Below are 19,049 nucleotides of genomic sequence, written 5' to 3' on the forward strand. Positions count from 1 at the left end.
TCTCCCCGCCAAGGTCATCGGAGTGAAAGGGGTGTTGCACCAAGGACACCGAACAAGGAAAAAGTCAAGCGCCGCCCCACCGATTCAGGCGATGGATCAGAATAGCCGCATCGGATTAATGAAAGCTTGATGCGAACGATCGCGGCCTCAAAAAGACAATGCATCCACAAGATGCCATCGATCGGGATGACGCTTCCGCCACCGCGGCGTCGGAACTGCGGGGCCAGCCCTTCTCCGACTGCCGCGGAGAGGCCTTCAATCGATGCCCCCTGATCTGGCATGCTTCCTGCAGAGAGGTGGGTGGGATAAACGCTTAAGCCAAGTGTTTTCTCGGTTTTTGGTGGGCCCGTGATGGGTCAAAACTGCAGTACGGGGAAAAATCTTCCTAGTGTCAGCTAGGTATCTTTTGCGCAGTGGCCACGGGAAGACATTTGAGCGGTTCTGGTGCGAGCGGGCGGTAAGGGTGGCCCCGGCACCGATCGGAATTGGGAGTCAGGTAAGATGACATCGGTCACATCAACGACGTCCACCACGTCTACGTCCACGTCGACAGCGACCGCCGCGTCGTCGGCCAGCGCGTCTTACAACACCTTTTTGACACTGCTGACCACCCAGTTGCAGAACCAGGATCCGCTGAATCCGACCAATACCGACACCTTCACCAGCGAGATGATCCAATTGTCGGGTGTCGAGCAGGAATTGGCCATCGAAGGGCAGTTGGAGACGATCTCCACCAACCTCAACACGATGACCGCATCGAACGGCCTCGGCTATATCGGCAAGACGGTGACGGCGAGCGGCAGTACGGCCCCCATGCAGAGCGGGTCGGCCAAATGGACCTACACCCTCGACTCGGCGGCTTCCACCGTCACCCTGACGGTGAAGGATAAGGACGGCACTACCGTTTATTCCACGACGGGGGATACCACGTCCGGAACCCATTCCTTCACCTGGGACGGCACGACCACCGACGGGGCAACGGAAACCAGTGGCGACTACACCCTGTCGGTGGCGGCCAAAACAGCCAACGGCACGACGGTCACCACCTCCACCGATCTGGTGGGAACGGTGACCGGCATCGACAGCTCAAGCGGCTCCACCGTTTTGAAGGTCGGTGACGTCGACGTTTCCATTTCCAATGTGGATTCCATTTCTAGTTAAGCCAGACGCAGGCCGAGTAGTGATCTTAAGGAGTTAGGACCATGGACGCAGCAATGTCTTCGGCGGTTTCGGGCCTCCTGGCTGAAAGCACCGCGCTGTCCAATATTTCGAACAATTTGTCAAATTCCCAGACGACGGGCTACAAGTCGGTATCGACGACCTTCACCAGCCTGCTCACGGAGTTGACCAACAGTTCGACCTACACGTCGGGTGGCGTGTCGGCCTCGGCGCGACAGAATGTGCTGGCCCAGGGTACGATCACATCGACGAGCGTCACGACGGATATGGCGATCAGCGGTGCCGGCCTCTTTGCGGTCACCACGAGCCTGACCGCCGGGCAGACCTATTATACGCGGAACGGCGCCTTCGACACCGACTCGACCGGCAATCTCTATCTGTCGGGCACCAACTATTATCTGGAAGGCTACTCGGTCAACAGCGGAACGGCCTCCTCGTCGCTGTCGGTGGTGAATATCGAAAGCCGGGAGATCGACCCGCCGGTGGCTACCTCCACCTATTCCCTGTCGGCCAATTTTCCCGCCGCCGCGCAAAACGATCTGGGAACGATCAGCTATACGACGACCTCGACCCCGTCCACGACCGAGCACTTGTCCGCCGTCTATGTGCAGACCGGATCCGATAGCGCGGCCGGAACCACCACCTATGAGGTGGCGATCGACGCGGCGAACGGAACCACCATCACCGATGGCACGGGGACTTCTGGAAGTCAGCTCCTCTATTCCGTGACAGTCGACTCCGCCGGAGCGATCACCGCCGTGGTCGATATGGCGACGAACACGACGACCACCACGCTGCCCGATATCACGCCGAGCGACGCGTCGACCATATCCTTGTCGACCAACTATACCAGTTGGTCGAGTTTCGCGACCGCCGTCGGGACCGGTTTCAGCCAGACAAAATCGATGACCATCTACGATTCTCTGGGCGTTTCCCACGCCGTCTCCGTGACCTATACGGCGGCAGGCGACAATAAGTGGCTCATGACGGTCAAGTCCGCGAGCGATGGGACATTGGTCGATTCCAACGGTTCGTCGGTGAGCTCCTACAGCTACGAGGTCAGCTTCAATTCCGACGGAACCTATTCCGGCATCACGTCGCTGGGGACGGGGGAAACCAACGCGGGGGGCACGGCCGGGTCGGCGCCCATTTCGTCCACGGGCGGGCCGGAAATTTCGGCGATTTGGACCGATGGCGCCGCTCCGACCACCGGGACATCGGCTGTTTCGATGTTCATCGGGTCCTCCGGCAAGTCGGACGGTTTGTCGCAATATTCCTCGTCTTCGTCGACAGCGGTTTCCATCACGGTGAACAGCTATTCGCAGGATGGCGTGCGGGAGGGAACCCTCTCCAGCGTCGCGGTGAGCAGCGCGGGCGACGTCGTCGCCTCCTACACCAACGGCAATTCCGTGACGATTTACAAAATTCCCGTGGTGACCTTCGCCAACGAGAACGGCCTCACGGCCATGTCGGACGGCGTCTACTCCGAATCGCTTTCGTCGGGAGGTGCCGTCTTCAATACGGCCGGAGAAGGAGCCTCGGGGACGATCGAAGGGGGGGCACTCGAATCCTCGACGGTCAACACCACGACCGAGTTCGCCAACATGATCACTACGCAACAGGCATATTCGGCCGCATCGCAGGTTATCAGCACCGATAAGCAGATGTTTACGTCGCTGATGCAGGCCATAGCCTGACGTCGTGGAGGTGAGCCATGCGATATGATAGCGAAGGCCGCGAATCTCTTAATCTGCTGCAGAAGAAGGCGGCGCGCAAATTGGCCGAGATCCATCAGCTCATGGCTCCCGGTCTCGCGGCGCCCGCCGGTCTGGAAGAACTGCAGCATGCGGCGCAGCTTCGGATGGCCGAACTGTCTCCGGTCGAGCGCGAGAAATTGAAGGCGAAGGCGATCGTCGCCATGAGCCATCTCGAGCGTCTGATGAGTGAAATGTCGCAGCAGCTTGTCGATATCGGCGAAGAATTGCGCAAGGTCAACCGGCAGGGCCAAGCGGTCGGCGCCTATGGCAAAACCGTTGCGCGGGCGGGCCGGCATCGTCCGGCCTATATGTGAGGAGAGATAAAATGGACGCCCCTCGCAAAATACCTGCGCAGGTTGATCCGGCCGCCCCCGGGAACGCGGCGGTCAGTGAATTCGTCGACGTGATGGACGAGTTGAAGTCCATCCTCGCCGAGGAAAACGATCTGCTGAGCCAGGGGCTGCCCGCGTCGGTGCTGGAGACCATCGGTGAAAAGGAACAGCTTTCACAGAAATACGGAGTTCTGGGCAACGACCTGGTCGATCGCTCCGGGGGGCAGATCCTGAGCGACGGCGCCTTGCGCGAAAAGCTTTTGGAGGCTTCGGCCGAACTGGTGGCGATGACCGAAGAGAACCGTCAATTGCTGAGCAATGCCTTGGCCGCGACCCGTCGACGCGTCGACAAGGTGATGGATGCGATCCGCACCTGTGAAGAAGACGACACCCGGAATTCCGATGACCAGCCCTCGCCGCGGCGGGGCTAGGTCGCCGTGACGGAGTAACGCCCATGGCCGGTCTCAACGTTGCACTTTCCACCGCGGTGAGTTCGCTTCTTCTGCTCGAAAAGCAGATGAGCGTCACTTCGAACAACATCTCCAACGCCAATACCACCGGTTATTCGAAGGAGTCGGTTCAGGTCGCCTCGTCCGTCACGGGCGGCGTCGGGACCGGCGTGACCGATCTGGGGACCGTCAGCGACGTCGACAAGTTCCTGCAGAATTCGGTGTTGTCGGCCAATACCGAATCGTCTCAGGCGAGCGCGTACAGTTCTTTGTACCAGGATCTGCAGAACGCGTTGGGGCAGGTCACCTCCAACGAAACGGGCGGGAACGACATTTCTTCGCAGCTCGGCACGCTGGAAACGGCCCTGTCCACTCTGTCGACGACGCCCTCCAATACCGCGCAGCTCACCAACGTGGTGCAGGATCTGGACAACCTGACGTCCAATCTGCGGTCTGTTTCCTCGAAAATTCAGCAACTGCGCACGAGCGCCGACAGTCAGATCAGCCAGACGGTCGACGACGCGAATACGCAACTGGACACGATCAACGGTCTCAACAACCAGATCATCAGCGCCGAGAATCAAGGGCAGTCGACGGCGGCACTCAGCGATTTGCGCATGAATGCGTTGAAGAGCTTGAGCTCGGATCTGGACGTGAACTATTACGTCAAAAGCGACGGCGGGATGGAAGTGTTCACCACGTCGGGGCAACAATTGATCACTGGGGGCTCCGTCAGCAAGCTGTCCCATACCTCGGTCCCGGTCTCGGCCAATACGACCTATGCCTCCGGCGGCATCAACGGGATCATGGTGGGCGGCACCGACATCACCAGCGAGATCAGCTCCGGCAAATTGGCGGGTTTGATCCAGCAGCGCGATACCGAGCTGCCGAATGCGCAGAACGCCTTGGATACGCTGTCGCAAAGTTTGAGTTCCACCTTGAACTCCATCACCAGCCAGGGGACTGCCAATCCGGCCCCCTCGACGCTGACCAGCGCCACGGGTACCAGCTTCGCTTCCACCGATAAGGTTGCCCCATCGTCGAATTTGACGGTTCGGGTGGCGATGGTCGATTCGTCGGGACAGGTGCAAAACTTCCAGGACGTCGATCTGAGCGGCGCCGCCACGGTGGCCGATATCGTCAGCGATATCAACACGGCCTTCGGATCGCCCACGCCGCCGGTCGCCAGTTTGAACGGATCGGGGCAACTGGTCCTGTCCTCGACGACATCCGGGCAGGGAATCGCCGTCAGCACGGTCAGCGGAAGTCTGGCGTCGGTCAGCACGTTGACGGATGGCACCACCACGACGGGAACCTCGACGAATTTCGGCAGCTTTTTCCATCTGAACGATGTGATTACGGGGGGCTCGTCCGCCACGAGCATCTCGGTCAACTCGTCGTTGCTGAAGAATGCCGACTTGTTCCCCTCCGCGACCTTAAATACCGGGAGCACGACCTATCCCTATTCGGGAATCGGCGCCAGTGACGGTTCGATCGCCACCTCGCTTGAGAACGCATTGCTGGCTTCCAACAATTTCACCGCCAATACGGCGGTAGGCACCACCGCCGAATCCAGCACGACGACGCCCCTTGGATTATCCGGCAGTTTTTCGATCGATGGCGGCACCAGCCGGGTCGGTGTGACGGTGACCTCGACGATGACCCTGTCGGATATCGCCGAGGCGATCAATACGGCGGCAACGTCGGCCGGAGCCACCGGTGTCACCGCGTCGGTCGTCGGCAACGGAAATTACCAGTTACAGATTACCACCGGTGGGTCGACCCTGACCTTCGGCAACATCAGCGGCAACGTCATTTCCAGCCTTGGTTTGTCCAGCTCGCCCTCGGGCTATCTGGGAACGACGTCCTCGACCTTTTCGGGTTACGCCGCTTCGATCATTTCCGATGTTGCCGCGCGAGCGAGCAACGCATCGACGGCGGCCACCTCTTCACAGACGACATTGTCGACGATGACGAACAATCTCAGCGCTCAATCCGGTGTGAATACCGATGAGGAAATGGCCAAACTGACCGAGCTGCAGAATGCTTACGCCTCGTCGGCGAAAGTGGTGAGCACGGTTCAAACGATGTTCAATGCCCTTCTGCAGGCCGTCAATGGTTAACGCCGGCAGGATGGGATGGAGTAAAGTCCGATGACCAGAGTTTCCACACTCCAAATGAATGCGGTGACCGTTGGTTCGGCATTGGGGGTGCAATCCCAATACTCCCAGGCCGAGATCCAAGAGTCGTCCGGATTGATTGCTTCGGATTTCGCCGGCCTTGGCGGAACCAGCAGCAACGAGATGCTCAATCTCGAAAACGACATCGGGCAGGCGCAAACCTGGGCATCCAACGCGACATCCGTCGGCACTCGCACGCAGGCCATGTATTCGTCTCTCGGCAATATGGTGTCGACCGTTACCACCCTGGAGAGCAAGATCAGCGCGGCCTCGTCGTCCGCCGATAATTCGTCCTTGCAGGCGGCTGTTCAGGAACTGCAGAAGACCCTGGTTGCCCAGATGAATTCGCAGGTTGGAGGGAACTATCTGTTCTCCGGCAGCAGCACCAGCACGGCTCCCGTCGACTTGACCAACTATCAGTCGTCAAGCTATAGCGGCGCGGGGACGAATAGCCGTTATAGCTATTATAACGGCGACAGCAACGTGCTCTCGGTTCGCATCTCGGACCAGCAGACGGTTTCCTACGGCGTGACGGCGAACAGTGCCGGGTTCGAAGAAGCCCTGCGGGCGACGCAGGCGGTGAGCGATGCCGCCGGCGGCGCGTTGGATTCCAGTACGCTGACGGCCACCGACCCGTCGGCCTCCAGTTCCGTGACCGCGGGTACCATCGACATCAATGGCGCGTCGATTACGGTCAATGCGGGCGATTCCCTCGATACCATCGCCAGCAACATCAATGCCGCCTCCTCCGCCACGAATCCCATTTCGGCGAAGATCGTCTACAACGGCAGCTCCTATGCGCTTCAGGTTTCCAGCGGCAGCAGTTCGACGGATCTGACCATTAGCGATCCAACCGGTCTCGGCCTGGCCAGCACCACCTATACGACGTCTTTTCAGGCTACGATGAAATCGGCGCTCGCCACCGCCAACAGCGCGGTGACCGATCTGTCCAACCAGCAGGAAGCGGTCGCTGTGAAATCCAGCGAGTTGAGTTCCGCCAAGACCCAGCTCACGACCTATGTGACCTATCTGCAAAGTTCGTTGAGCGGCGTCAAGGACGTCGATACCGCGCAGGCGGCGGCAAAAGTGTCCCAGTATCAGACACAGTTGCAGGCGTCTTATATGGCGGTGGCCCAGATCAGCAAGGTCAACTTGGCGCAGTATCTCTAAGGACCGGATTCAGTAAAGTCATCGCGTTCTAAAGGCGTATCGTCAGTTGCCGCTTGGGTTTCGCGATTAAATCAAAAGCCGTTATGCCCGGCCTTGAGCCGGGCTCCACGCCCCGAACAAGTCTCTGTCGTTCGCTCCCACCACGTGGATGGCCGTGTCGAGCACGGCCATGACTGTTTCTGAGGCAATCAGCACGATATCCCGGTAACTGACGATAGGCCCTAAGGGCAGGCAAATTTTGCCTGCGCTCTTTGTTCATGTCCGTCCGGCCCTGTCCGATGACGAACCCGGGCGGGCCGAAATGGAAAGAGCTTCAGGTTTTTGGACCTGAAGCTCTTTGACGTGAAGCGATCCTTGAGCGTCGACGCCGTCTAGAACGGCGCGATGGTATCGAAGATCTGCTGGCCGTAGCGCGGTTGCTGGACATCGGCCAGCGTACCTCGTCCGCCGTAGACGATGCGCGCCTCGGCAATTTTGTCCGAGGTGATGGTATTGAGCGAGGATATGTCTTCGATCCGGATGATACCCTGGACCGAAAGCTCGCGCAGATCGCCATTGACCCGCAGTTCCTGCTTTCCGGCGATGACCAGATTGCCGTTGGGCAGTTTCTGGGTGACGGTGGCGGCCAGATTGATCGTCACCTGTTCCGACCGGGCCGAAGTGCCGGTCCCCGACATGCCGCTCGAGCTGTTCACGCTGACCAGGCTGCTGGCCGTCGATCCGGCGAAGACCTTGCCGATGCTGCTTTCCAGGCCGAAAAAATTCGGAACGCCCATGGCTTCCGAGCCGGTGGTGCCCGTCGAGGTCTTGTTGCTGAGAGAGCCGCTCTCGTTGATGCTGATCGCGACGGTCAGGATATCGCCGATTTCCGTGGCCCGCTGATCCTTGAAGAAGGCGCGCGACCCCGACCGCCAAAGCGAATTGGTGCCGTTCGGCGGCGATGTCGGGGCCGGCATCGGCATGCTGACGGGATGATAGTTGGGGGCTTGAGTCGGATCTTGGATCCGCGAAATCTTGGGCTGCTCGCCCACTTCGGACATGCGTTCGAAGAAATTGCAGCCGCTGATCGAGGCCGTCGCCGAAAGCAGCAGGGCGGCTTTGAATGAGAACGACGACTTGCGCGACATGGTCTAACTCCTCAATTGGCCAGGGCGGTGGCGCCGTTCAGCGACACGCTCACCACATTCGGCCCTTCGATCCGGCCTTCGACGGTCAGGTTGCTATGGCTGTTGGTGACCCGGATGAGGTCTCCCACGCTGCCTTGCTCGACGGCATGCCCCTGGGTCGATAGCGACATCGAGCCATATTTCAAGACCATGGTGACCAGGGCGCCGCGCGCCACCGCCACCGGTTTTTGCAGATCGGCGGTCGAGACCATCTGTCCGCTGCGAATCGTCTGGCGCGGCGTCATGCCGACGATCTGGGTGGGATCGATGGCGACGTCCCTGCGAACCACGTCCTCGCGCATCTTCATCCAGGTGAGGTCGCGCTGGGTAATCACGTCGCCACGGGTGGCCTGGCGGTTCAATACGGGAATATCGATGGTCTGGAAGACGCGGCCGGTCACGCGCAGGCGTGTGGCGCTGGGTGAGTTGGCCGGCACTTCGACGGTCGCGGTGAACCGCTTGTAGCGGCTGTCGTAGAACAGATCGCGCACGCCGATGCGCAGATCGACGCCGACCGGCACGACGATCTGCGCCGCCCGGTTGGCCAGTTCGATCTGGCAATCTCCGGCGACACCTTGTCCGGCCAGGGCCGACAACAGTTCCGCTTCAATCTGGTCGTGGGTCAGGGTCACGCCGGCCCGCTCGACCACCGCTTGTTCGAAGGCGTTCTGCGGACGCCAATCGAGGCCGTTCATCATCGCCACGCGCTGGAGCCAGTCCGCGTCGAGCGTCGCCCGACGGCCGGGAGCCGGCGAGCGGGCAATGGCGACTTCGGCCTTGGCGCCCACGTTGTCGAACAGATCGCCCAGCTTCAGCACCTCGCCGTCGACCACGACATTGGGTCGCAGCAACGCTCCGGCGTACGCCGAAGAGGCGACGAGGCTGAAGGCGAATGCGAGGGGAAGAAGCGCGCGGTTCATGACGATTGCCCCTTACGATTTGAGCTGAGAAGTCGTCTGCATCATGCTGTCGGTGGTCTGAATCACCTTGGAATTCATTTCATAGGCGCGCTGGGCGCTGATCATGTTGGTGACTTCCGAGACCACATTGACGTTCGATTGCTCGAGATAGCCTTGCAGGATCGTACCGAAACCGGTGCTTCCGGGGCTTCCGGTGATCGGCGCTCCCGAAGATGCGGTCTGCAGGAACAGGTTGTTGCCTTCCGCCTCGAGGCCGGCCTCGTTGGGGAAGTTGGCCAAATTAAGCTGGCCGACGACGGTCGCCGTGGTCTGACCGTCCAGCGTCACGGAGACCTGTCCGGAGCTATTGATGGTCGTGCTCAACGCGTTGCTGGGAATGTTGATGCCCGGCAGGACGGTGTAGCCCTCGGCGGTGACGATCTGCCCCGCCGCGCTGAGCGCCAGGGTGCCGTCGCGGGTATAAGCCGTGGATCCGTTCGGCAGCTGGATCTGGAAATAACCTTTGCCCTGGACCGCAAGGTCGAGGGTGTTGTTGGTGTTGCTCAGGCTGCCTTGTTCGGTGGCGCGGTAGACCGAAGCGGTCTTCACGCCGAGGCCGAGCTGGATGCCCGACGGCACGATGGTGTTGTTGTCCGACGAGAAAGTGCCGACACGCTGAAGATTTTGATAAAGAAGGTCGGTGAACTCCGGAAGCCGCCGATTGTAGGCGGTGGTGTTCATGTTGGCGATGTTGTTCGAGATCACTTCCACGTTGGTCTGCTGTGCCTGCATACCGGTGGCGGCAATGTTCATGGCCCGCATGGTCTCTATTCCTTCTTACGCGTTCTGCTGGGACTGAGACAGCACCGACATGGCTTTCAATTGCCGGCTGTTCTCATTGTCGATGAGATTTTGGATGCTTTCGTAGTTCCGCATGATGGTCATCATGTTGGTCATTTCGGCCACCGGCTGAACGTTGGATTCCTCCAGCATTCCCTGCGAAACATTGGGGCTGTCGGCCAAGTTCGGCGTCTGCGTGGTCTGATAGGTGCCGTCGCCGGCGGCGCGGAGCTGCTGGTCGTTGTCGAACGTCACCACCTTCATCTTGCCGATGACGCCGTTTTCGCTGGACAGCGTTCCGTCGCCGGCGATCGAGATCTCCGCCTCGTTGGGGGCGAGCACGATCGGTGTGTCGCTCTGCTGGAGCACCGGATAACCGGAGGCCGTGACCACCATGCCGTTTTCGTCCAGGCGGAAATGGCCCTCGCGGGTGTAGCGCTGGCCGGCCGGGGTATCGATGGTAAAATAGCCGTCGCCGTGGATGGACACATCGAGCGGCGCCCCGGTCTGGGTGACCGGACCCTCGCGGGTATCGCGCAGCATGCCCTGGTCCCGGACGAAGGAAACCTTCTGGCCGAACGGTGTGGTGTCGGTCTTCGACTTCACGACGTAGTCGCTGAACATCACCTGCTGGGTTTTGTAGGACGGCGTATTGGCGTTCGCCAAATTATTCGCCACAACCTCCATCTGCCGCCACAAGGCGGCTTGGCGAGAGAGGGCGACGTAAGATGTGTTTTCCATCACACTGGTCCTGCAAATGACAGTCGCCAACCGATATGCAGTTGCCGTGCCAGAATATGGAAAATGGCGGGAAGTCTCGTTTCCTTGATGTTTCGACCCGGGTTTTCATGGGGCGGGGTCCCGCCGGGGTAAGCCGTGCCGGGTAGTTATTGCCCGGTACCGGCCCACTTGTTATGGTGCGCCGCCGGCCGACATTTCGTCGGCCTATCAATCTCTTGTTAACCGCCGGTGGCTAGAGTGTGGGGTGAGTTACTCCGGGCGCCGGCCAGGGGCCCAATGGGGACGGAGCACCATGGCCGAAGATCTTGAAGACGATTTCGAAGAAGGTGAAGCTTCCGACGAACTGGAGTCCGTGCCGGAACGACGCGGTGGCGGACCCAACCGGAAAAAGCTGATTTTAGTTGTCGTGTTGATCCTTGTCGTGGTCGGCGCGGCGGGAGCCCTTTATTTCACGGGCGTGTTCGATTCTCTTTTCCACTCGACGAAGAGCGAGAAGAAGGTCGAAGAAGAAAAACCTAAGGAAGTTCACGCGGCGGTTTTCTATGATTTGCCGGAGATCCTGGTTAATCTGAACACGTCGGGACGCAAGCAGAATTTCTTGAAGATCCGGATTAGTCTGGAATTGGAAAGTCCGCTCGACGTTTCGAAGATCGAGGGCGTGATGCCGCGGATCATCGACAACTTCCAGGTCTACCTGCGCGAGTTGCGCATCGAAGATCTGCAGGGATCCGCCGGCATGTTGCGTTTGCGCGAGGAACTGCTGACCCGTGTCAACAACGCGGTCAAGCCGGCCAAAGTCAACGACGTGCTGTTCAAGGAAATGCTAGTTCAGTGACGGATGGATGCCCGCATGGCTGAGAACGTCGAAGATGGTGGGGAAAGTCGTTCGAACGAGGACGAAGAAGCCCTCATGAAGGAATGGGCCGCCATGGCTGGCGGCGATGAGGACGACGCGGCCGGCGGTGGGGCCGGTGCCGGGGCGGCCGAGGGTGGTGACGAAGGCGGCGATATGGCCGCCGAATGGGAAGCCATGCTGGGGGCCGGCGACGATGCCGATGCCGACGGCGGCGAAGACGGCGCCATGGGTGGCGGCACGACCACCCGCGTTCTCAATCAGGACGAAATCGATTCGCTTCTGGGCTTCGACGATTCGGCTGGCGGAAGCGGCGATCGCTCGGGAATCCAGGCCATCCTCAATTCGGCCCTGGTCTCCTACGAACGCCTTCCCATGCTGGAAGTGGTGTTCGATCGCCTGGTCCGCATGATGTCGACCAGCATGCGTAATTTCACCTCCGACAATGTCGAGGTTTCGCTCGATAACATCCTGTCCCTGCGTTTCGGCGATTATCTCAACTCCATTCCGCTGCCGGCCATGCTGGCGGTGTTCAAGGCCGAGGAATGGGATAATTACGGGCTGCTGACCGTCGATTCGTCCCTCATCTATTCGATCGTCGACGTGCTGCTCGGCGGGCGCCGGGGAACAGCCGCGATGCGGATCGAGGGGCGGCCATACACCACCATCGAACGCAATCTGGTGGAGCGGATGGTCCATGTGGTCCTGGCGGACCTGTCGGCCGCGTTCGACCCCTTGTCTCCGGTGACGTTCCGTTTCGACCGTCTGGAAACCAATCCTCGTTTCGCGACCATTTCCCGACCCAGCAATGCCGCCATCGTCGCCAAGCTGCGCATCGACATGGAAGACCGCGGCGGCCGGCTGGAACTGATGTTGCCCTATGCCACCCTGGAGCCCGTTCGCGAGCTCTTGCTGCAGATGTTCATGGGCGAGAAGTTCGGCCGCGATTCGATTTGGGAAACCCATTTGGCCGAAGAGCTGTGGCTGACCGACGTGGAAATGGAGGCGGTGCTCGACGAACAGGTGATGCCGTTGCGCGACATCCTCGGACTGCGGATCGGTTCGAAGATCATGCTGAACGCCATGCCCGATTCGAAGGTCGAGCTCAGATGCGGCGACGTGCCCATGTTTGGAGGGAAGATGGGGCGCAAGGGCACTCACATCGCCATTCGCATCGACGAGAAGATCAAGAAGGAGAAAGTCTGATGGACTATAAGCTCGTTCTTGATCTCATCATTGCGATTCTGTTGGCGGCGACCATCGCCTCTGCGGCCGTCCTCAACAACAAGCTCAATCAGTTGCGGAAGAACCGCGACGACTTGGCCAAGCTCGTCGCCGCCTTCAATGATGCGACGGTTCGCGCCGAGGCGGGTATCCCGAAATTGAAGCGGGCTTCCGAAGAGGCCAGCTCGACCCTGATCGACCGGGTGGAGAAAGCTCAATCCCTGCGCGACGATCTGGCGTTCATGATCGAGCGGGCCGATGCCATGGCCAATCGGCTGGAAGGATCGGTGCGCACGGCCCGTGGCGAGGCCAAGCCCGTTCCGGCGCCGGCCTCCAGTACGGCGCCTCTTCGTGGTCCCTCCATACGGCCCGCGCCGGCATCTCAGCCCGTCCCGAAAGTTTCCGTGCCGCCTTTGACGGCAAGCCGGGACGATACTTTGGATGATGACCGTTCGGAAGCGGAGCGCGAACTTCTCCGCGCCCTGCAGGCCGTTCGGTGACAGGAAGGAAGACAATGGCCAAGAAAGCCAAGCCCATTCCTGCCGCTCCGAGCTCCCCGTTCTCGCGTCAGCAGGGGATTGACAGGGGACGGACGGCGCCCGGTATCCGCCTGCTGCCGGTGACGATTTTCGTCGCGGTTCTCATGCTGTCGGTTCGGGTCAACGACATTTGGAGGGGGGTGACGTCCATCGATGTCTCTCCCGTCTTGTTGAACGAGACGCAGGCGCAGCAACCACCCCCGCCCGGCGGCCGCAAACGCGGACAACCTTCGCCGAGCACCACCGCGGATAGCGGTGCCGCCGCGACTGCGTCCTCGGCGGCATCCTCCTCCACCTCCGCGTCCTCGCAGGCCGCATCGTCCCCGGCGGCGGCCCCCGCCGTGGCCGCGTCGTCGTCCGCCGGAGCCTCGGAAGGCGAGCCGCCGACCTTCACGCAGAACGAAGTCGACGTCCTGCAGAAGTTGTCGGAACGTCGCGAGTCGTTGGACGCCAGGCAGCGCGATCTTGATCTGCGCGAGAATATGATCAAGGCGGCCGAAGGCCGAATCGACAAAAAGATCTCGGAAATGAAAAGCCTGCAATCCAATGTCGAAGCGATGTTGAAGCAGGTTGATGACCAGGACGACGGAAAGATGAAAAGCCTGGTCAAGATTTATGAGAACATGAAACCGAAAGACGCGGCACGTATTTTCGAACAACTCGACATGCCGATCCTGCTGGGCGTGATCACTCATATGAAAGAGCAAAAAGTCGCTCCGGTCATGGAAGCCATGGATCCGATGAAAGCTAAAACATTGACCGACGCCATTGCGATGCGGCGTGCTACAAAAGCGGAAGGTCGCAACGGCAGTTAGCCGAATAATTGGAAAAACACTTGATCCGAGTGGAGTTCTGTATTTTAACTAGACATCAAAACCACTGTTTTAGCCGATTGGCAATTTGCTCAGTGGCGTAAAAGGAGTGACGGATGGCAGTCGACAAGAACATGCATGTTTTGATTGTGGACGATTACAAGACCATGTTGCGTATCATCCGCAACCTCCTCCGGCAGTTGGGTTTCGTCAATATCGACGAGGCGACCGACGGATCGATGGCGTTGCAAATGATGCGTGGCGGTAATTACGGTCTGGTGATCTCGGATTGGAACATGGAACCGATGACCGGTCTTCAGCTCTTGCGCGAAGTTCGTGGCGATGCCAAGCTGAAGAATACCCCCTTCATCATGGTGACGGCCGAGTCCAAGTCGGAAAACGTCATTGCCGCCAAGGAAGCCGGTGTTTCCAACTATATCGTCAAGCCGTTCAACGCTGAAACTTTGCAAGCCAAAATGGTCAGCGTCCTTGGCGAATTCTGAGGAGACGTTGCATGTCGTCGACCATTGACCGTGATCTGGCCTTGCATCTTGAGGCGCTGCGCAAGCAAAAAGGGGACACGGTCAAGGTCGAGGAAGTGGGCGATGTGGTCCGCTCTTTGCTGGCGTCGCTTTCCGGCGACGTTTCGGCGGGCGACCTCAAGCTTTATGGCGAGGTTCAAGCGCTCGCGGCTTATATTCATAACGCCAAAGTCGAGATCGCGGCTCTTCGCCCACAAGACATTCAGCACGAATATATCGCCTCGGCGACGGACGAGTTGGACGCCATCGTCGGCGCCACTGAAAATGCGACCAATTCCATTCTCGACGCCGCGGAAAAGCTGGACTCTCTCAGCTCTGACATGACGCCGGACGTCGGTCAGAAGCTGACAGAGCAAATTACCCTCATCTATGAGGCTTGCAATTTCCAAGACATTACCGGCCAGCGGATCACCAAGGTCGTGAGGGCGCTCAAACATATCGAAGAGCGCATTGACGCACTGGTTCTCGCTTTCGGTCCCGAGGTTGCGACTTCAGCACCGGGGACGTCCAAACCGGACGAGACGGCGCCTCTCACCGACCAGGATCTGCTGAATGGTCCTCAGCTACCAGACCAGGCCCACGACCAGGCCTCCATCGACGCCCTTTTCGACAACATTTGAGGATGGCATCTCCGGCCGTAAGCCGTATGCACCAGCGGGTCGCAAAGTGAAATCCACCGCTGGATTATCTGTTGGCATTGTCGTTGTGGGGACGGTGATTTGGTTCAATCTGGCCGGATTGGCGGTTTCTTCTCAATCGGGGGGCGGCCTCTTGCGGAGGTCTGGAGGCGCCGTGTAATGGAACTTCGGCGTCTGTTCCAGATCTTGCCGAGGATACTGCTGCTGGGGGGGCTGGCCTGGGGCGTTTCCAATGCTCCGGCGTGGGGGCAGGCGTCTTCACAGACCGGCGCCTCGCCAAGGGGAGCCCAATACAACGGCTTCGGCCGCATGGTCTTCGATTGGGATGGTCCGACCAGTTATTCCGCCGACGTGATCAATGGCGAGTTGGTCTTGCGCTTCGATCAGCCGGTCAAGGGCGATTTTCATAGTCTGCTGCGGCCGCTGTCGCAATATTTGAAGACGGTTTCGGTCAGTTCCGACGGCAAAACGGCCACCTTCCCCTTGACCCATCCCATCCAGGTGCGCGCTTTCGGGGGCAGCGGCAACAGCGTGATCGTCGATTTGGTGGACAAGCCCGACGCCTCCGCACGTTCGAACCAGGCGGAAGCCAAGCCGCCGGCCTCGGCCTCTTCGGGCGACGCACCTTCCGGCCAAGCACAGTCATCCGCGACGGAGGGCGAGGGGCCGCTGTCGCTATTGCCGCCATCGGCACCACCACCATCATCACAATTGCCGCCGTCAGCGGCCGCCGCACCACCGCCGGCACCCGCCACCCCTCCGGTTGCGGCGAAGCAGCGGCCGGCAGGTGAGGCTCCGGCCGTCGAGGTTCGCGCCGGGGAGCATGGCAGCTTCAACCGTGTGGTCTTCTCCTGGCCGCAGACCGTCGACTATAAGGTCGAGAAGCAGGGGGGGCGGGCCACGGTGACGTTCGCCAAGCCGGCTCGCTTCGATCTGGCGGGGTTGCAGACGAGTTTGCCCTCGGATATCCGGCTTCTCTCCGCCGATGGGGGCGGGAAGTCGGCGACCGTCGCGCTTTCGATTCCGGAAAATGCCCGGCTGCGTCATTTTGCCTCTGGACCCAAGGTGGTTTTGGATATCGTCCGCGATTCCAACAGTCCGCCTCCGGCTCCCCCGGCTACGGCGCAACAATCCCCGCCTCCGGGTAACAACGATGTCACGCTGCCGTCTCTGAAGCCGCTGGTTCCCGAGGATCAGCCGACGCTGCCCTCCGAAAGTCTGGCGGCGGCCCAATCGGCCCCGCCTCCCATGGTGAAACCGGTCCAGCCGCCGGCGAAGTCAAACGCCACCGAACCGCCGCCGCCCGCCACCGACGCCCGGCCGGCGGTGGCCGCGCATCCGTTGCCCGCCGACGACGACAAGGTGTTCAGTCTCAGCGTGTCCTGGGAAAAACCGGTGGCTGCGGCCGTCTTTCGCCGGGCGGGTTATTTGTGGCTGGTTTTCGACCGCAAGCAGGAGGTCGACACGAAATTGATGCGCCGTCTGGGAGGCGAGGCTGTTAGCGAAGTGACGCAGATTCCCAACCACGAGGCGACGATATTGCGTCTGGTGGTTCAACCCGACTATGCGCCGAGCGTGAGGCGTGAGGGGTTGCTATGGGTCATCGATCTCATGCATCAGCCGGCGGAGCCCAAGGATCCGATCCGGATAACGGCCCCGGCGGCCTTGACCAACGGCATCGGGATCGTCCTCACCGTGGCGGACGCCGGCAATGTGATCTCCGTTGCCGATCCCGAGGTCGGCGACACCATGATGGTGGTTCCCGTCATCACTCTTGGTTCAGGCGTTTACCCCGGACGCGATACGCCGGACGTTGAATTGCTGCCAACCGTGCAGGGAATCGCCTTGCTTCCCCACGCCGACGGGCTGGACGTCCGTTCGACACGCGGCAGCGTATCCATCGGTATGCCGACCGGGGCGGGGCTTCGCTTGTCCACGGACGGCAATCGCGCGATTCCGTCCGTCAAACGGTCCTCCCGGGAAGGATTCTTCGACGTTGGGACCTGGAAGCGCGGTGGTCCGGAAGCTTTTGCCGCCGAGCGGCGCACCTTCGAGGCGGGTTTGGCGATGATCCCTCCCGCCGGGCGGAGTGGGGCCCATATGGAGGCGGCGCAATTCTTCTTTGCCAATGGTTTTGCCGCCGAAGCATTGGGATTCCTCCGGTTGGCGGCGGATGAGGAACCCTCCCTGGCCGACACCGGACCCTATCGGGCCTTGCGCGGCGCCTGTCAATTGTTGATGGGACGCGAAGAGATGGCTGTGGCCGATCTCGACAACCCCCTGGTCAAGGACGATCCGGAAAGCCGGGTGTGGCAGGCCGCTGCTCACGCCGCTGCCGGTGATGCTCCGGCCAGTTGGGAAAAGCCCTTGGCCGCCGGGCTGCCGATCTTCGGAAATTATCCGAAGCCCTTGGCTTGGCCGCTGGCGGTGATTTCCGCCAAGGCGGCGCTGGCTGCCGGGGATGACGATGCCGCCCAGAAGTCGCTCGATGTTCTGGATCGTTCGATCATGTCTCCTCGCGAGTCGGTGTTGCTGGATTTCCTGCATGGCGCCTACAGCGAAATGAATGGGCAGTTCGATCAGGCGCTCGATAATTACGATCACGCGGCGCAAGGGGACAATCGCGAATACCGGGCCCGGGCGTCGTTGGCGGCGATAGAGCTGCAGCTGAGGCTGGGGCGGATCACGCCGCGGGATGCGGCCGAGAAGCTCGATCGGCTGAGGTTCGGCTGGCGGGAGGAGGATTTCGAGTTCGGTCTGCTGAAGCGTTTGGGTGAGCTGCAGATCAGGGCGGGAGATTATCCCGAGGCCTTGCGCACATTGCGCTCCGTGGTCAGCAATTATCCGGACAACAAGAACACTCCCTCGGTCTCGAAGATGATGACCGACACCTTTACCAAGCTCTACCTCGAAGGGGCGGCCGACATGATGCCGCCGGTGTCGGCGATCGGACTTTATGACGAGTTCCGTGATCTGACCCCCACCGGAGCCAAGGGTGACGAAATGATCCGCAAATTGGCGGACCGCCTAGCTTCGGTCGATCTGCTCGATCGTGCCGCCGAATTGTTGAAGCATCAAGTGACTTACCGCTTGCAGGGGCTCGACAAGGCCCGTGTCGGAGCCCAGCTCGCTCTGCTGGACCTGCTGAATCGCCAGCCGCAGCCGGCCCTGGACGCCATCGTGAACAGCGAGGCCGACGGTTTGCCGCAGGAATTGCAGCGTCAACGCAAGCACCTGAAAGCGCGCGCTTTGGCCGATCTTGATCGGGTTCCGGAAGCCATCCAACTGCTCGTCGGCGATGCCAGCAGCGAGGCGGCTCAATTGAGAGCCGAAATCTATTGGCATAAGCAGGATTGGCCGAATGCCGCCCTGGCGTTCGAAGCCATGGTGCCCCGTCCGGACCGTGGCGCGCCTCTCGACGACGTGACGTCCCGACTGGTCCTCAATTGGGCGACGGCCCTGGCCCTGGGCAATGACGAACGCGGATTGGCTGCGCTGCGGCGGTCCTTCGGCCCGTCGTTCGCCGGCACGGCTTACGACGACGGCTTCACATTGTTGACCAGCGCTCTTGACCGGGATCTTCCCGATATGCCGGCGATCGCCGCGAAGATCAAGGAAGCCGAAGGCTTCCAGACCTTCATGAGCAATTACAAGAAGCGGCTGCGGGCGGGTGGATTGTCGGGAATCAATTGACCGGAGGTTGCCGGGGGCAATACCGATTGCGCCGC

At 60.5% G+C, this 19,049-nt stretch carries 17 protein-coding genes; 13 read left to right on the forward strand and 4 right to left on the reverse strand.

Annotation, left to right across the window (positions count from 1 at the left end; all coding sequences use genetic code 11):
• Positions 1 to 501 precede the first annotated feature (501 nt).
• Genes CWS72_RS02340 through CWS72_RS02365 form a run of 6 tightly spaced genes read left to right on the forward strand, consistent with a single transcriptional unit; the run spans position 502 to position 7,067 of the window.
• Complete coding sequence (locus CWS72_RS02340) at positions 502 to 1,161, forward strand: flagellar hook assembly protein FlgD (protein ID WP_101248965.1); 660 nt, start codon at positions 502 to 504, stop codon at positions 1,159 to 1,161.
• A gap of 41 nt (positions 1,162 to 1,202) precedes the next feature.
• Complete coding sequence (locus tag CWS72_RS02345) at positions 1,203 to 2,876, forward strand: flagellar hook-basal body complex protein (protein ID WP_101248966.1); 1,674 nt, start codon at positions 1,203 to 1,205, stop codon at positions 2,874 to 2,876.
• Between the two features lie 17 nt (positions 2,877 to 2,893).
• Positions 2,894 to 3,250: a hypothetical protein gene (locus CWS72_RS02350; RefSeq protein WP_101248967.1), complete on the forward strand. Its 357-nt coding sequence runs from the start codon at positions 2,894 to 2,896 to the stop codon at positions 3,248 to 3,250.
• 11 nt (positions 3,251 to 3,261) lie between these two features.
• On the forward strand, positions 3,262 to 3,699 hold the full coding sequence (locus CWS72_RS02355; RefSeq protein ID WP_101248968.1) for a hypothetical protein: 438 nt from the start codon (positions 3,262 to 3,264) through the stop codon (positions 3,697 to 3,699).
• Between the two features lie 23 nt (positions 3,700 to 3,722).
• Positions 3,723 to 5,840, forward strand: a complete 2,118-nt coding sequence (gene flgK, locus CWS72_RS02360) for a flagellar hook-associated protein FlgK (RefSeq protein ID WP_101248969.1) — start codon at positions 3,723 to 3,725, stop codon at positions 5,838 to 5,840.
• A 30-nt stretch (positions 5,841 to 5,870) separates the two neighbouring features.
• Positions 5,871 to 7,067, forward strand: coding sequence for a flagellin (locus CWS72_RS02365; protein ID WP_101248970.1), 1,197 nt, complete (start codon positions 5,871 to 5,873; stop codon positions 7,065 to 7,067).
• Positions 7,068 to 7,438: 371 nt separating this feature from the next.
• Here CWS72_RS02365 and flgH read toward each other — a convergent pair whose 3' ends face one another.
• From flgH to flgF, 4 genes are read right to left on the reverse strand one after another with little or no spacing between them, the layout of a single operon-like run.
• Positions 7,439 to 8,194, reverse strand: coding sequence for a flagellar basal body L-ring protein FlgH (gene flgH, locus CWS72_RS02370; protein ID WP_101248971.1), 756 nt, complete (start codon positions 8,192 to 8,194; stop codon positions 7,439 to 7,441).
• Positions 8,195 to 8,205: 11 nt separating this feature from the next.
• A complete protein-coding gene (gene flgA / locus CWS72_RS02375) occupies positions 8,206 to 9,153 on the reverse strand; it encodes a flagellar basal body P-ring formation chaperone FlgA (RefSeq protein ID WP_101248972.1) in 948 nt (315 codons plus the stop codon).
• A 12-nt stretch (positions 9,154 to 9,165) separates the two neighbouring features.
• Positions 9,166 to 9,954: a flagellar basal-body rod protein FlgG gene (gene flgG / locus CWS72_RS02380; RefSeq protein WP_101248973.1), complete on the reverse strand. Its 789-nt coding sequence runs from the start codon at positions 9,952 to 9,954 to the stop codon at positions 9,166 to 9,168.
• Between the two features lie 15 nt (positions 9,955 to 9,969).
• Positions 9,970 to 10,713 carry a flagellar basal-body rod protein FlgF gene (gene flgF, locus CWS72_RS02385; protein ID WP_101248974.1) on the reverse strand — a complete coding sequence of 248 codons (744 nt, stop codon included), beginning with the start codon at positions 10,711 to 10,713 and terminating at the stop codon, positions 9,970 to 9,972.
• 292 nt (positions 10,714 to 11,005) lie between these two features.
• On the opposite strand from flgF, the gene CWS72_RS02390 reads away from it, so the two are divergent.
• The 7 genes from CWS72_RS02390 (at position 11,006) to CWS72_RS02420 (ending at position 19,014) form a co-directional block, all read left to right on the forward strand.
• On the forward strand, positions 11,006 to 11,548 hold the full coding sequence (locus CWS72_RS02390) for a flagellar basal body-associated FliL family protein (protein WP_101248975.1): 543 nt from the start codon (positions 11,006 to 11,008) through the stop codon (positions 11,546 to 11,548).
• Positions 11,549 to 11,563: 15 nt separating this feature from the next.
• Positions 11,564 to 12,772 carry a flagellar motor switch protein FliM gene (fliM, locus tag CWS72_RS02395; RefSeq protein WP_101249205.1) on the forward strand — a complete coding sequence of 403 codons (1,209 nt, stop codon included), beginning with the start codon at positions 11,564 to 11,566 and terminating at the stop codon, positions 12,770 to 12,772.
• Positions 12,772 to 13,290, forward strand: a complete 519-nt coding sequence (locus CWS72_RS02400; RefSeq protein WP_101248976.1) for a DUF6468 domain-containing protein — start codon at positions 12,772 to 12,774, stop codon at positions 13,288 to 13,290. The genes fliM and CWS72_RS02400 overlap by 1 nt, the downstream gene beginning before the upstream one ends.
• 14 nt (positions 13,291 to 13,304) lie before the next feature.
• Positions 13,305 to 14,144 carry a MotE family protein gene (locus CWS72_RS02405; RefSeq protein WP_101248977.1) on the forward strand — a complete coding sequence of 280 codons (840 nt, stop codon included), beginning with the start codon at positions 13,305 to 13,307 and terminating at the stop codon, positions 14,142 to 14,144.
• A gap of 113 nt (positions 14,145 to 14,257) precedes the next feature.
• Complete coding sequence (locus CWS72_RS02410; RefSeq protein ID WP_101248978.1) at positions 14,258 to 14,644, forward strand: response regulator; 387 nt, start codon at positions 14,258 to 14,260, stop codon at positions 14,642 to 14,644.
• An 11-nt stretch (positions 14,645 to 14,655) separates the two neighbouring features.
• Positions 14,656 to 15,303: a protein phosphatase CheZ gene (locus CWS72_RS02415; protein WP_101248979.1), complete on the forward strand. Its 648-nt coding sequence runs from the start codon at positions 14,656 to 14,658 to the stop codon at positions 15,301 to 15,303.
• A 177-nt stretch (positions 15,304 to 15,480) separates the two neighbouring features.
• Positions 15,481 to 19,014 carry a tetratricopeptide repeat protein gene (locus CWS72_RS02420; protein ID WP_101248980.1) on the forward strand — a complete coding sequence of 1,178 codons (3,534 nt, stop codon included), beginning with the start codon at positions 15,481 to 15,483 and terminating at the stop codon, positions 19,012 to 19,014.
• Positions 19,015 to 19,049 lie beyond the last annotated feature (35 nt).

This window comes from Telmatospirillum siberiense (assembly GCF_002845745.1).
In the GTDB taxonomy this organism is placed as follows: Bacteria; Pseudomonadota; Alphaproteobacteria; order Rhodospirillales; family Magnetospirillaceae; genus Telmatospirillum; species Telmatospirillum siberiense.

Coding starts and splice junctions, on each gene's coding strand:
- CWS72_RS02420 (WP_101248980.1), top strand. CDS start 15,481: ATGGAACTTCGGCGTCTGTTCCAGATCTTGCCGAGGATACTGCTGCTG.
- CWS72_RS02340 (WP_101248965.1), top strand. CDS start 502: ATGACATCGGTCACATCAACGACGTCCACCACGTCTACGTCCACGTCG.
- CWS72_RS02390 (WP_101248975.1), top strand. CDS start 11,006: ATGGCCGAAGATCTTGAAGACGATTTCGAAGAAGGTGAAGCTTCCGAC.
- CWS72_RS02405 (WP_101248977.1), top strand. CDS start 13,305: ATGGCCAAGAAAGCCAAGCCCATTCCTGCCGCTCCGAGCTCCCCGTTC.
- flgK (WP_101248969.1), top strand. CDS start 3,723: ATGGCCGGTCTCAACGTTGCACTTTCCACCGCGGTGAGTTCGCTTCTT.
- flgG (WP_101248973.1), bottom strand. CDS start 9,954: ATGCGGGCCATGAACATTGCCGCCACCGGTATGCAGGCACAGCAGACC.
- CWS72_RS02355 (WP_101248968.1), top strand. CDS start 3,262: ATGGACGCCCCTCGCAAAATACCTGCGCAGGTTGATCCGGCCGCCCCC.
- flgA (WP_101248972.1), bottom strand. CDS start 9,153: ATGAACCGCGCGCTTCTTCCCCTCGCATTCGCCTTCAGCCTCGTCGCC.
- fliM (WP_101249205.1), top strand. CDS start 11,564: ATGGCTGAGAACGTCGAAGATGGTGGGGAAAGTCGTTCGAACGAGGAC.
- CWS72_RS02400 (WP_101248976.1), top strand. CDS start 12,772: ATGGACTATAAGCTCGTTCTTGATCTCATCATTGCGATTCTGTTGGCG.
- CWS72_RS02345 (WP_101248966.1), top strand. CDS start 1,203: ATGGACGCAGCAATGTCTTCGGCGGTTTCGGGCCTCCTGGCTGAAAGC.
- flgH (WP_101248971.1), bottom strand. CDS start 8,194: ATGTCGCGCAAGTCGTCGTTCTCATTCAAAGCCGCCCTGCTGCTTTCG.
- CWS72_RS02410 (WP_101248978.1), top strand. CDS start 14,258: ATGGCAGTCGACAAGAACATGCATGTTTTGATTGTGGACGATTACAAG.
- CWS72_RS02415 (WP_101248979.1), top strand. CDS start 14,656: ATGTCGTCGACCATTGACCGTGATCTGGCCTTGCATCTTGAGGCGCTG.
- flgF (WP_101248974.1), bottom strand. CDS start 10,713: ATGGAAAACACATCTTACGTCGCCCTCTCTCGCCAAGCCGCCTTGTGG.
- CWS72_RS02365 (WP_101248970.1), top strand. CDS start 5,871: ATGACCAGAGTTTCCACACTCCAAATGAATGCGGTGACCGTTGGTTCG.
- CWS72_RS02350 (WP_101248967.1), top strand. CDS start 2,894: ATGCGATATGATAGCGAAGGCCGCGAATCTCTTAATCTGCTGCAGAAG.